General features: G+C 37.6%; 10 protein-coding genes. 5 read left to right on the forward strand and 5 right to left on the reverse strand.

Annotated features, from left to right (window positions below):
• Positions 1-15: 15 nt before the first annotated feature.
• Both ACKWCD_RS03085 and ACKWCD_RS03090 read right to left on the reverse strand, forming a co-directional pair.
• Positions 16-963 (reverse strand): PorP/SprF family type IX secretion system membrane protein, encoded by a 948-nt coding sequence (locus tag ACKWCD_RS03085; RefSeq protein WP_413982463.1) that lies wholly within the window; start codon positions 961-963, stop codon positions 16-18.
• A 58-nt stretch (positions 964-1,021) separates the two neighbouring features.
• On the reverse strand, positions 1,022-4,498 hold the full coding sequence (locus ACKWCD_RS03090) for a T9SS type B sorting domain-containing protein (protein ID WP_413982464.1): 3,477 nt from the start codon (positions 4,496-4,498) through the stop codon (positions 1,022-1,024).
• 147 nt (positions 4,499-4,645) lie between these two features.
• On the opposite strand from ACKWCD_RS03090, the gene ACKWCD_RS03095 reads away from it, so the two are divergent.
• The 4 genes from ACKWCD_RS03095 (at position 4,646) to ACKWCD_RS03110 (ending at position 8,444) form a co-directional block, all read left to right on the forward strand.
• Positions 4,646-5,014, forward strand: a complete 369-nt coding sequence (locus ACKWCD_RS03095) for a DoxX family protein (protein WP_413982465.1) — start codon at positions 4,646-4,648, stop codon at positions 5,012-5,014.
• A gap of 72 nt (positions 5,015-5,086) precedes the next feature.
• A complete protein-coding gene (locus tag ACKWCD_RS03100) occupies positions 5,087-6,043 on the forward strand; it encodes a Rossmann-fold NAD(P)-binding domain-containing protein (protein ID WP_413982466.1) in 957 nt (318 codons plus the stop codon).
• Complete coding sequence (gene thrC / locus ACKWCD_RS03105; RefSeq protein WP_413982467.1) at positions 6,044-7,501, forward strand: threonine synthase; 1,458 nt, start codon at positions 6,044-6,046, stop codon at positions 7,499-7,501.
• A 1-nt stretch (position 7,502) separates the two neighbouring features.
• Positions 7,503-8,444, forward strand: coding sequence for a phosphotransferase (locus tag ACKWCD_RS03110; RefSeq protein ID WP_413982468.1), 942 nt, complete (start codon positions 7,503-7,505; stop codon positions 8,442-8,444).
• 9 nt (positions 8,445-8,453) lie between these two features.
• On the opposite strand, the gene ACKWCD_RS03115 is transcribed toward ACKWCD_RS03110, so the two are convergent.
• Together ACKWCD_RS03115 and ACKWCD_RS03120 are read right to left on the reverse strand one after the other, a co-directional pair.
• Positions 8,454-9,386: an EamA family transporter gene (locus tag ACKWCD_RS03115; RefSeq protein ID WP_413982469.1), complete on the reverse strand. Its 933-nt coding sequence runs from the start codon at positions 9,384-9,386 to the stop codon at positions 8,454-8,456.
• Positions 9,383-10,606: a M14 family metallopeptidase gene (locus tag ACKWCD_RS03120; RefSeq protein WP_413982470.1), complete on the reverse strand. Its 1,224-nt coding sequence runs from the start codon at positions 10,604-10,606 to the stop codon at positions 9,383-9,385. Before ACKWCD_RS03120 ends, ACKWCD_RS03115 begins: the two co-directional genes overlap by 4 nt.
• 75 nt (positions 10,607-10,681) lie before the next feature.
• Between ACKWCD_RS03120 and rlmF the strand changes: the two genes are divergently transcribed.
• Positions 10,682-11,539 (forward strand): 23S rRNA (adenine(1618)-N(6))-methyltransferase RlmF, encoded by an 858-nt coding sequence (gene rlmF / locus ACKWCD_RS03125; protein WP_413982471.1) that lies wholly within the window; start codon positions 10,682-10,684, stop codon positions 11,537-11,539.
• 42 nt (positions 11,540-11,581) lie between these two features.
• Here rlmF and ACKWCD_RS03130 read toward each other — a convergent pair whose 3' ends face one another.
• Complete coding sequence (locus ACKWCD_RS03130) at positions 11,582-12,937, reverse strand: DEAD/DEAH box helicase (protein ID WP_413982472.1); 1,356 nt, start codon at positions 12,935-12,937, stop codon at positions 11,582-11,584.
• Positions 12,938-12,984: the final 47 nt, after the last annotated feature.

Genomic DNA, 12,984 nt, shown 5'->3' on the forward strand with positions numbered 1-12,984 from the left:
AACTTTGTGGTTGTATTAAAAGAATCGGGGATATACTATTTTTCGTTTGTTGAACAATTCAACACGCAATACTACTTCATAAGAACCCGCATTAAATTGAGTGGCGCCTAGTGAACTGGGTTCCCAGTCGTATGCAAATCCAATTAAAAAAGACTGTTGTATGCGATATGCCATCTGAGCGCTTACAGCGGAACCCCAGCGATATGCTAAACCAAGTGTTAATTTTTCTTTGATTAAGAAATTCGCTGATACATCTACTTGCAATGGTGCTCCAGACACCATTTTGAGTAAGCCTGCGGGCTTGAATTTTAAATCAGAATTGAGTTGAAAAACATATCCTGTAATTAAGTAATAGTTGATTCGTTCTGTGGCCAAACTTGTAAAGCCATTTTCTGAATTTGCAGATTTGTCAAAGTGTTTTGTTTCTAAAATATTTGGAGCCGACAAACCTAAATAAAAGTTGTTTGTGTAATAAAATGCACCCAACCCAACATTTGGAGAAAATTTGTTATCAATATTGTCATCGATTAAAACATCATTACTTGAATATTCATTTAAGGTTTCAAAGTCAATGTTTAAAAGGTGCCCTCCAGCTTTTAGACCGAATGCGAGCTTTCCTTTTTTAGAAAGTGGAATGGTGTATGAGTAGTTTATATCAAGATACGTTTCTTGAATGGGACCAATTTTATCGTTTACCACCGATATGCCTAACCCTGAATTACTAAAATTTCGTAAAGGGGTGTCTAAGGACAATGTTTGTGTTTCAGGAGCTCCTCCTACTCCAATCCATTGATTGCGATATAAAGCAGAAAGAGTAAAGCCATCTCGTGATCCTGCATAGGCGGGATTTATACTAAGTGTATTGTACATGTATTGGGTGTACTGAGCATCTTGTTGCCCATATATGCCTGAACCAATAAGTAAAAACAGGAGAAGTATATAATAGTAAGAATACGTTTTCATTAGGTTAAATTTATTGTGATAATACGGTGGCGTACCATCATTCTTTATCTAGTTTGTGTTATCGGTTTATGTATAGAAAATCAGATCTCTTTTTAATTTTCCCATCTGGAAATTGATAAGAAAGCACAAAGAAATATACCCCTTCAGGTAGTTGTTTGTCTTTAGAAATTGTAGTGATAGTCTTAGATTCACCGCTGAAGAATCGTCCGCCTTTTCCATAATCTTTAGCGCTATATACTATTCGCCCCCATCGATTGAAAATCTCTATTTCGTTGGCGATCATCTTATCAAGGCCTGTAATGATTAGAACATCATTTTCTCCATCACCATTAGGGGTAAGTGCATTAAAGATTTCAATACCATCTTCTGCATTTGGGTCACCATTATTTTCTTCTAAATAATCAGGAATACCATCATTATCTAAATCACCCAACTCGTCAATTGTTGGAATTCCATCTCCGTCGTCATCTTCATCTAGATAATCTGGTATGCCATCACCATCGGTATCATCATTGGTTGGGTCTCCATCTTCATCAATATCTTCATCAACTGTAGGCACACCGTCGCCATCGTCATCGGTATCTAAATAGTCAGGAATTCCATCACCATCTGAATCGTCATTAGTTGGATCTCCATCTCCATTGATATCTTCATCTATTGTTGGTATTCCATCTCCATCATCGTCTATATCTAAATAGTTGGGAAGTCCGTCAGAATCAGTGTCATCGTTAGTAGGATCACCATCCATATTGACATCCTCGTCGATGGTATTAATTGTATCTCCATCATCATCTAAATCGATATAGTCTAAGATTCCATCTGAATCAGTATCGTCATTCAAAGGGTTTCCATCTCCGTTTACATCTTCTACTTCAGTCAATACATGATCATCATCATCATCAATATCTTGAAAATTAGGTATCCCATCAGAATCACTATCTAAAAGTTCGTAATTGATGTTTTGAGAATCTGGTGAGCTCTGTACTTCATCAGGAATACCATCTGTTCCGTACGGACCTTCAAGAACGCCATCATTGTTTGAATCTTCAGCTCCACTACCCGATTCTACTAGATCTAAAATTCCATCTCCATCAGCATCTAAGTCCATGCCATCAACTTCCCCATCCATATCAGTATCTCTATTAGGGTCACCGTCTTCTTCAATACTATCGGGTATACCGTCATTATCATCATCTAAATCAGCCTCGTCAGGCACCCCGTCTCCGTCAAAGTCACGAACATTAATAGCAACATTTACCAATGCAGTATCAGAATCACCATCGCTATCGTTTAAGGTGTATTGAAAAACATCAGTACCAAAGAAACCTTGTTCAGGTACATATTCAAAAACACCGTCACTGATTTCTGCAACTGAACCATTTGAAGGTTGTGATGTGATTTCGTAGTTGTCAGTATCTCCGCCATCAAGCCCTATAGCATCATTTAAGGAAGCATCAATTTGATTTAATAAGCCTGCAGTACTATTTTGATTGACCTCTAAAACATCATTTACAGCAACTGGTAAAGTATTAGAATCTCTAAAATCTACATCACCTCCAGGGGATTGTGTGTCTGGTAAAATGGTGGGATCATCAATATTTCCATTAACATCTAAATATCCATCAGTAATATCGGTAACAGCATCTAGACCATCTTTATCGATATCACTTTGAGAAAGTTTCAGATCTGTTTCAAAAGTATCTGTTAGAGTATCATTATCACTATCTGTATCTAGAAAATCTGGAAATTCATCACCGTCAGTATTTACAGGGTTTAGACCTCCAGGATAATTGGTATCGACTCCTTCTAAATCGTATACTTCAGCTGGTATGATATAGGAATTAGTTAACTGCGCTTCAACATTATCTGGAATACCATCTCCGTCGGCATCAAGGTCATATTGATTTATGATTCCGTCTAAATCAATATCGAATTGGTCGCTGATATTATCTCCATTAGTATCAATAAAACCACTGAAATCAGTATCTGCATGGTCAAAAACACCATCACCATCTTCATCTGATAATGGAAAAAGACCTTGTTGTTCTACGGAATCTAGAATTCCATCGTCATCATCGTCTAAGTCATTGAGGTCGATTATGCCATCATTATCATTGTCTTGACAACCGTCAGAAATGTTGTTCAAATCAGCGTCTGGACCAATTTCTTGATAATCAGGAATACCATTGGTATATAAATCTCTCGGGGTGGTGTACCCTTGATCCATTTCTCCACTGGTTACTGCACCAAACTCATTTATGCTAACTGGAAAAGCAGAGCCTAAATATCCATCAGGAGTTACGCCAGATAGTGCATCAATAAAACCCGCTTCTGAAGTATCAAAACAACCGTCTTTATCAGAATCTAATTCTAACCGATCTGGAGTGAAGTTATCATCAGTATCAACTTCACTAAATCGGTATCTGCCACTATCTTCTTCTCCAGGCGCTTGTAAAGCGTCGATCATTCCGTCATTACCAACTGGACCTATAATTCGTCCGTCTTCATCTATGGGTTCCCCATGACCCGCTTCAATAGCATCGTAAATACCATCATTATCAGAATCAACATCTTGATAATCTTTGATACCATCGCCATCAGTATCTGGTGCAAATTCAAGTTGAAGGTTGATATCTGGATCATTAAAACCAGAAATAGAGCATTCATCAAAGAACAATGAATATTGTCTCGCAAAAGTTTGTTCAGTAGTTTTAATCAATTGGAAGGTAAAATCAACACTTTCTACATTATTGATTTGCCAAAAACCTTGGTAAAGAGGATTAGTACCAATAGAAGATTGATTTGCAGTGCCATCAGCAGCAAACTCTATGGCGCCCCCGCCTAAATCAACTACATCAATTGCAGTTGGATTATCAAGTGCATAAATACTAGGGTTATATACAATATAAGATTCTTTAACAACATCAGAAGAATCAACATCGTTAATAATGCCTCCAAAACTTTGAATCATTCTTGGATTATTAGTGCCTGCATCAACAAATCGAATGTTGTATGTTATTCTGGGTTTGCCAATACCAGAAAAACTCATATTGGGTTGAAAAGCATCAACGAATCCTTCATCGGTGTCATCAAGTTCGTTAATAACACCATTTGTCATTTCAACTATAGTTAGCAGGGCATCTGTTGCATCTTTCGGATTTACATCTGTAAAGCGGAATACTTCACCCATTTCAAACAACCCATCACCATCTCCAGATTCTTCGATAAAATTTATAAATTTGAGCCTTGAGCCATTACAGTTTAAAGGGTCAATTTGTACCCCTCCTACCTCTTCATAATCCGAAATACCATCATTATCATCATCTTGATCAATGTCATCTGGGATGCCATCGCCATCAAAATCCATAAAAATTTCCTGAGGGTTGCTATTTGAAATTGGAACGAAACTTTTTTGTGTTACGAAATCAGTACTTTTAGAAAAGAAATAAGTTTCAAGAGAATCTGAAACAGGACTGAAAGTCAGACCTATAATCGTTAAATTTATAAAAGTGCTTCTTATATACTTTAAGTACATTTCTAGTTGGGTTAAGTGTTTAAATCCTTCTAAAAACGTCGATGTATTACAAATATTGTCGATGAACTACATTATTTGTAGTATTTTTATTACTTTTTTGCTTTTTATCGATACTAACCTGATTACCAGTTTATTAAAAAAAATATCATGAAAGTAGCTTGGAAAATTTTACAAGTTGGGCTATCACTCTTCCTTATTTACGCAGGAATTCAGCACTTTCTAAAACCTGTATTTTATGAACCTTTTGTTCCACATTTTTTACCTTTAAAAACTACCATTATATATATATCTGGTATCATAGAAATTTTGTTGGGGATTTTTATGTGTATTCCTAAGTACACCAAAACTGCTGCCGTAGGTGTTATACTATTGATGTTGCTTTTTCTACCCATCCATGTCTGGGATGTTATTTCAGATACTCCAGCAATTGGAAGTCATAGAGCTGCGCTGATTCGATTGCCATTTCAGTTTGTTTTTATAGGTTGGGCCTATGGTGTTAAAAGGTTTTCCTCGTAATACAATACTCATGTTGAATTTAGTGTCTTAGTCCTATGGTGCCTATATTTAAGCTTTTAAAGAACAAGAGATATGACAACGGTTATTGAACTAGAAGAAATAAAGTCCCTTTTAAAACAGGTGGATGTGGTTACCGCCATGTCACAAGGGTTTGTTCAGTATAGTAATGGCAATTCAGTGGTGCCGCCAGTTGGTGAACTCTTATTTGATAATCCGCCTGGTGATGTACATATTAAATACGGATATATTAAAAACGATGATTTCTATGTTATAAAAATTGCCTCCGGTTTTTATGAGAACAAGAATTTGGGACTCCCTTCAAGTCAGGGAATGATGTTGTTATTTAATCAAAAAACAGGACAAACAGTTTCTGTTTTATTAGATGAAGGATATTTGACGGATGTTAGAACAGCAGCTGCAGGAGCGGTTGCTGCTCAATATTTTGCGCCAAAAAATATTGAAGCTATCGGTATTCTAGGAACTGGTATCCAAGCAAAAATGCAATTACAATATCTTCAAAAAACCAAACCATGTAAAAGGGTTTGGGTTTGGGGGAGAACAGCTGAGAATGCTGTCCGCTTTAAAGAAGAATTGGGCGATGAATTTGATATTCAAATTGCGGAATCAGCAGCTGAAGTTGCCAAAAACTGTAATTTATTAGTGACCACTACCCCATCTGAATTAGCGCTGCTTAAGGCAGATGGCATTCGACCTGGCACTCATATTACCGCAGTCGGTTCTGACACATCAGAGAAACAAGAATTGGATGGTACCATTCTTCAAAAAGCGGATATCGTTATTGCTGATAGTATTCCTCAAAGTAAAAGTAGAGGTGAGATTTATCAAGCCGTCTCTAAAGGTTTTATTTTTGAAAATAAGATCATAGAATTAGGTAAAGCAATTCAAAACACCGATTTACAGCGAATTAACGACCAACAGATAACTGTGGTTGACCTAACAGGAGTTGCCGTTCAAGATATTATGATAACAACCGCTGTATATGAAAAGTACAAACAAGAAAATGCCTAAATGATGCAATTTGTAAGCAATACAGGCGGAGGAATTCCAGTGGATTTTGAAACTGCTATTCTTGATGGCTTTGCTTCGGATGGCGGATTGTATGTGCCCAAAGAACTTCCGAAGATATCTCTGGACCAATTAAAAGATTGGAAAGATTTAGGTTATGTTGATTTGGCCTTTGAGATTTTATCTCTTTTTATTGACCCTTCGGTTATTTCCGAAATTGAATTAAAGAAGATATTAAAGGATGCTTATGCTCCTTTTGAGAAGTCCGAAGTAATTCCCCTATATAAATTAAGGTCTGGAAAAGACACCTATATCATGGAACTGTTTTACGGACCAACCATTTCCTTTAAGGATGTGGGTCTGGCTTTCCTTGTCAATCTGGTGGATTTCTTTTTGACACGAAAAAACGAATTCAAATCCCTCATAGTGGCTACTACAGGAGATACAGGGCCAGCAACGGCCTATTTTACCGCTGGGAAGTCAAATTTATCTGCCTGGGTATTGTATCCTAAAGGATTAATCACGGAAGAACAGGAACGGCAAATGACCACTTTGCCACATGCAAATGTTCATCCGGTCGGAGTTTCGAATTGTCCTGATGGCGGAGATGACCTTGATTTGGTGATTGCTAATCTGTACGCGAACATTCCGTTTAAAGAAAAAGTCCATCTGTCTAGCGTGAACTCCATCAATTGGGGGCGAGTCATGATGCAAACAGTTCATTATTTCTACGGATATCTTCAAGTGGTGGATACTATCGGAGAAGAAATCAATATGTCAGTGCCGTCTGGAGCTTTTGGTAATCTATGCGCCGGTGGACTAGCCCGAAAAATGGGATTGCCCGTGGATAAATTTGTAATAGCAAATAATACGAATGCTTGTCTACATCGCATTTTTTCTGAAGGTGTATTTTCAAAACAACCTATTTTTGAAACGCCCTCTTCAGCTATTGATATTCTAGTGCCCTATAATTTCTGGCGCTTTTTGTATTTCTGTGTGGATGAAGATGCAACGAAAATTAAAAAGTGGTCTGATGAATTTAAGGCATCTGGGAAGGTTCAGTTTGATAGAGAAACCCATGCATCCTATTCTCAGGGATTTTTATCCACGAGTATTTCGGATGAACAAACACTAGATAGAATTAAGACGGTATTTGACACCGAAGATTACTTGCTTGACCCGCATGGCGCTGTCGCCCTGGCTGCTGTTCATCAATTAAAAGATAAACTTGGGGATAAAAAGTTGGTTTGTTTGGCTACCGCACATCCAGCGAAATTCCCAGAGGTTATAAAGAATGCTTTGCGAGTAAAAACTATTCCTGAAGCGGGAAAACATCATTCCTTAGAAAAAGCTAAAACTCTTCTTGAAAAGGTAGATTTGATTGATTGTTCCAATTTAGAAGATGAACTTTTGAATCTTATGAACGCTGACTGGGATTTAAAACATAATACCAAAAATTAGAATGTCTCAGTATTCCATATTAAACAAAAATGACATTGATGAGATTTGTCGTCAATATGGTATTGGAAACATAACTTCATTTTTAATTTTAAATGGAGGTTCAGAGAATACAAACTATCAGATTACAACTCAGGACGAACGCTATGTTTTAACTATTTGTGAACAAAAAACAGTGCAAAGTGCTCGGGAACTGGCTTATTTATTGGAATACCTCGCAGAAAACAAATTCGAAACTTCAAAACTAATACGGACTATAATCAATGAACCCATTTCTAATTGGAAGGGCAAACCGGTAATGTTCAAGGTATTTCTCAATGGAGAAATCATTCAAGACATTCCCAACTCTATTCTAGAAGCCATTGGGGAGGAAATAGGGCAATTGCATAAAATAGAAGCTCCTGATTATTTGCCAAAAGTGTTGACCTATGGGAAAGAGTATTTCCATGAAGCGCATGCTTACGCCGCTGACTCTAACTTTGAAAAATGGTTGCGAGAAATCGAAGATTATATTAAACCCTACTTTTCAGAAGATTTACCCAAATCCCTTATTCATAGTGACATTTTCTTCAGCAATATTGTAGTAAATACAGCTGAAAATGATGTTTGTATTATGGATTTTGAAGAGGCAGCAAACTACTTTCGCATTTTTGATATCGGTATGACCTTGGTGGGACTTTGTTGTAATGAGGGAGCTCTCAATCTCAGTAAGGCAACTCATCTCTTGAGAGGCTACCAAAAAGAGCTAGCATTGAATGCATCGGAAAAGTCCTCCTTACAAGCCTTCACTGTCTATGCCGCTGCTGCAATGACTTTTTGGAGACATCGTAATTTTAATCATGTAAATCCTGAACCAGAAATGTTTGACCATTATTTGGGTTTAAAGGTCATTGCTGATTCGGTAAAAAATATGCCGGTCTCAGATTTTCTGAAAATCCTGAACTAGTTGTCTATTTTAAGATTTTGAGGACATTTTACCAAACCTTGAAAATATAGTGAGTTTCTTTTTGGTGTTTATAAAATATACCCCGGTCAGCAGTATGGCCGCCGCAACAATGGATTGCGTCGTAATCTGTTCGTCTAGAAAATACCAGCCTAAAACAAGTGCAATAATCGGGTTTACATAAGTAGATGTAGCTACTTTTTCCGGGGATACCACTCGTAAAAGATAGTTGAATGATGTAAAGGCAACGATACTACCGAAAACTATTAGTAAAACCATAGAAAGTTGAACATCAGTGCTCCATGTTAGCGGTGATGACCAAGTCTCCCCAAAAATTAGACTCGCTATTATCAGCATGATACCACCAGTAAACATTTGGTATCCAGTATTGACAAAGTAGTTTTTGGGTAAGTCCGCTTTCCCTACAAATAGACTTCCATAACCCCAGCTAATCATGCAGACAAATATCATCACCATTCCCAGAATAGAGTTTTCTTGACTTAATACCTCTTTTTGACTTACTAGAAGATATATTCCGATAATGCCTAGAATTACCCCAATAATGGACATTAACTGTATTTTCTTCCCTTGTAAGATTAACATAAGAATCAATACCAGTAGCGGCTGAGCTGATATTTCGAGGGCCGCGAATCCACTATCTACGTATTTTAAAGCCCAAACTACGACACCATTACCGAAGGTTAGAAATAGGAAACCAGCAAATATGGTATTTTGTAATTGCTTCTTTGATATGGCGATTGAAATGCCCATGAATTTGCATATGGCGAAAATTAAAACACCCGCAATTACAAAACGAGTAGCTGCCAACATAAATGGCGGTAATTCCGATACAGCAATTTTATTCAGTAAATATGTGGAGCCCCAAATGACATAAATAGAGAAAAAAGCGAGAACAACTAATAGTGTGTTTTTGGATTTTTTCATTCGGCTAGTAGCAATTCCATCATAGCGCGAGCCGATTCTCTTCCTTTTGTGGAAATGAAATCCCTTGGTGTGTCATCACCAATTTCATAAGTAATACCTGTAGCTCCAAATTGCCGATTGAACCAAGCACTTGAAGTGGGTCTTTCATTCATACCCGGACTCTCATTAATATCCTCAAGCCCGACAGCAAATCTAATTTTCTCGAGCCAGGCTTTTGTAAATTCAGGAATCTTTCTTTCGATGCTCTGGTCTGGTGTATAGTATACATCACGATAGGTGGAGTGAAAATCAAGTCCGAGAACCACATCATTCTTGTTAGTTACGGTTTCGCGAACCATATGACTTGTAACTTGTGCAATTTCTGGTTGATGGTATTGACTCCAATCTCTATTTAAGTCCACTCCCCCAGTATTATGCCGATAGTGTCCCAAATCGACTCCATCAGGATTCATCAAGGGATATACCATCACTCGATACTTCTCTAAAAATCCATTGGTAGCGCCTTCTTCAATGATGGTTTCTACAAACGATTTCATGCATAAAAAACCAGTAACTTCAGGTGGGTGCTGTCTGCTAATAATCAAAATCGTTGGCTTTTTCTCATAAGAACCTTTACTTAAATTTAAATGGTATAAGTCTCTTCCTAGAGCGCTTTTACCGGCTGATTTTTGAGTCACCAAAGTGTGCTGTGCTATTTTCTTTACCCATTCTCCTACTCTTCGGTGGTCTTGTATTTCTTGGGCTGCTAACCATAAAGTATCTTTTCCGACTTTCAACTTCAATTGAGCACTTGTGCTATCCATATTTCGTTGTACTAAGGTGGAATCAAGAAGCATCCAGTTTTCGCCGTCTTTACTCAATTTTGGAGAGTACCGGTGTTTTGCTCCGTTGGAATACTCCAGATTTAGATAGACATCACCCTCCGTTTCTGACCATAATTTAAAGGCAAACCAAGGACTTGGGTTTATGGGATAGTTCTCAGGCCAAATGTTTACAGTATACGTGGAATCATTGTCTTGAGTCATGCTATTCAGTCTTGCTGCTGGAAAGTCGTTGCGGGCGCTTAGTCCGTCAAAATGATATATCTTCTTCTTTTGATTTGAAATAGGCCTTTTGGTTGTATCAACAGGTCTCGCATATTCATGCTTTGAAGCGGTTAAAGAAGAAGCGCTTTTGCAGCCAAGACTTAGCACAAAAAGCAATAACAGTATTTTTTTCATGGATGGTTTTTAAGCAAAACTAAAGTAGCGAAATTTATCAAGTTAAAAGCTACCTTTACCATCAACTTTCTGCCTATGCATCCGAGTAATATTCACAATGCTCCCTATGATTTTGAGTCCCTTATTGAGAAGTATTCTGAGCTGAGTTCTTATGTTTTTGAGAATGCGAATACAACCAAAACCATAGATTTTGCTAATCCTAAGGCTGTATTGGCCTTAAACAAAGCAATTTTAAAGCATTCTTATGGTTTGGTAGACTGGAATATCCCGGAAGGTTATTTATGTCCTCCAATTCCTGGTAGAGCAGACTACATACATCATATCGCTACTATTTTAAAAGAAGAAGGGCTTGAAGGAACTATAAGAGGATTGGATATCGGTGTAGGTGCAAATTGTATTTATCCCATTTTAGGGGCTCAAATATATAATTGGCAAATGATCGGAAGTGATATTGATGAGAAGGCTGTACTAGCTGCTCAGGCAAATGTAAATTGCAATCCTAAGTTGTCTGAATCCATAGAAATAAGGCATCAGCACGACAATGCAAATATTTTCGATGGAATTATAAGAGCTGGCGAATATTTTCATTTTACACTCTGCAACCCTCCTTTTTATGGTTCTAAAGCGCAAGCGGAAAGGGAGACGAAACAAAAGCAGAAGAATCTCGGCTATTCTGCAGAAGCGAAACGCAATTTTGGTGGGCAGGCCAATGAGCTCTGGTGCAATGGTGGAGAAGCCCTGTTTTTAAAGCGAATGATAAAGCAAAGTGTGCATTTTAAAAAGCAAGTTTGTCTATTTACTAGTTTGGTTTCGAAATCTGAGCATTTGCCTAAAATCAAAAAGCAACTGAAGAAGCTTGAAGCTGAATACTATACAGTTAAAATGGAGCAAGGCAATAAAAAAAGCAGAATTATAGTCTGGAAATTTAATTGATGTTTTAAATCATATAAAATACCATAATCAATTTAAAGTAAATTACTTACGCTTATTTCTTTTGTTGTAATTCTTATCCCCTTTGGTCTTTCGTTTTTTATATTTCTTTTCAATAATTCGTTTGTAAGAACCTCCTTGGTTGACGCGTTTGTTTTTGTCTTTCTTCTCATGAAAGCTAGCGCCCCGTTCATCATCGTTCAGTGATTTATTAGGATTGTCCCGCTCTTTAATTTTCGGAGTTTCTGCAGGAGTCAACCTTGTTGCTATCTCAACCGTCTTCGGAAGTTTGAGTTCAGGAATCTCATACTTCATTAAAGCTTCAATCGCGTCTTTGGCTGGCTTCTCTACCTCTGTATAAAACAAAAGCGAAGCACCCTTCTCCTCTGCCCTTCCTGTTCTGCCTATGCGATGCATGTAGTTTTCTGGAAATGTCGGGGCATCAAAGTTTATAACATGAGAGATACGGTCGAGGTCTAATCCACGGGCCATTACATCTGTTGTGACCAATATTCTGTTCTCTCCTTCCTCGAATTGTTTGATGGAACGCAGTCTATAATTTTGTGTTTTATTGGAATGTACGATGCAAGCCTCGCTTCCATAGAATTCATCAATTTCTGTGAATAATCGGTCCGCTGTTTTTTTGTTTAAGGTAAACACTAATACTTTGCTAAAGAGATTTTTATCTTTAAACAATTCAACTAATAAATTAACTTTTGTATAAAAGTTGGGAACGGCATAGCAATGCTGTGAAATGTTGTCTAAAGGAGTTCCGCTGACGGCAATTGTGACCTTTTTGGGTGCTTTGAAATAATCGTTTATTAGTTTATCTACTTCTTGAGTCATAGTTGCAGAAAACATTATGTTCTGACGACGTTGCGGCAACAGGTCCATAATATTGGTCAACTGAAATCGGAAACCCAAATCAAGCATGACATCCACTTCATCAATAACAACTTTTTTAATGGACTTTGTTCGCAAAGCTCCACTAAGCATTAAATCATATAATCTCCCTGGGGTGGCGACAACAATATCTGCCCCTTCTGCCAAGGCTTCCTTTTGTCGGTTCATATTGGTTCCCCCGTATACTCCCAATGTAGTAAGGGAAGTATACTTTCCGAATTTTTCGATTTCCTCAGCTACCTGCACTACCAATTCTCGTGTAGGCACTAAAACCAGTGCTCTTGGATGTTTATCCTTAGAAAAAGGAAGCATTTGCAAAATAGGTAGCATGTAGGCAAAAGTCTTTCCGGTACCCGTTTGTGCAATACCAACCATGTCATTACCCGAAAGGATAACAGGTAAGGCTTTAGCTTGTATAGGTCTCAGACTCTTGAAGCCTAAATCAGCAATGGCATTTCGTAAAGGATTGGAAATTTTAAAATCGTCGAAGGAAGACATGTATTATTATTTTGAAAATCAAAGGAATTCAAAACAAAGGTACAACG

It is taken from the genome of Maribacter taeanensis, from assembly GCF_047345145.1.
In the GTDB taxonomy this organism is placed as follows: domain Bacteria; phylum Bacteroidota; class Bacteroidia; order Flavobacteriales; family Flavobacteriaceae; genus Maribacter_C.

Coding starts and splice junctions, on each gene's coding strand:
- ACKWCD_RS03085 (WP_413982463.1), bottom strand. CDS start 963: ATGAAAACGTATTCTTACTATTATATACTTCTCCTGTTTTTACTTATT.
- ACKWCD_RS03090 (WP_413982464.1), bottom strand. CDS start 4,498: ATGTACTTAAAGTATATAAGAAGCACTTTTATAAATTTAACGATTATA.
- ACKWCD_RS03095 (WP_413982465.1), top strand. CDS start 4,646: ATGAAAGTAGCTTGGAAAATTTTACAAGTTGGGCTATCACTCTTCCTT.
- ACKWCD_RS03100 (WP_413982466.1), top strand. CDS start 5,087: ATGACAACGGTTATTGAACTAGAAGAAATAAAGTCCCTTTTAAAACAG.
- thrC (WP_413982467.1), top strand. CDS start 6,044: ATGATGCAATTTGTAAGCAATACAGGCGGAGGAATTCCAGTGGATTTT.
- ACKWCD_RS03110 (WP_413982468.1), top strand. CDS start 7,503: ATGTCTCAGTATTCCATATTAAACAAAAATGACATTGATGAGATTTGT.
- ACKWCD_RS03115 (WP_413982469.1), bottom strand. CDS start 9,386: ATGAAAAAATCCAAAAACACACTATTAGTTGTTCTCGCTTTTTTCTCT.
- ACKWCD_RS03120 (WP_413982470.1), bottom strand. CDS start 10,606: ATGAAAAAAATACTGTTATTGCTTTTTGTGCTAAGTCTTGGCTGCAAA.
- rlmF (WP_413982471.1), top strand. CDS start 10,682: ATGCATCCGAGTAATATTCACAATGCTCCCTATGATTTTGAGTCCCTT.
- ACKWCD_RS03130 (WP_413982472.1), bottom strand. CDS start 12,937: ATGTCTTCCTTCGACGATTTTAAAATTTCCAATCCTTTACGAAATGCC.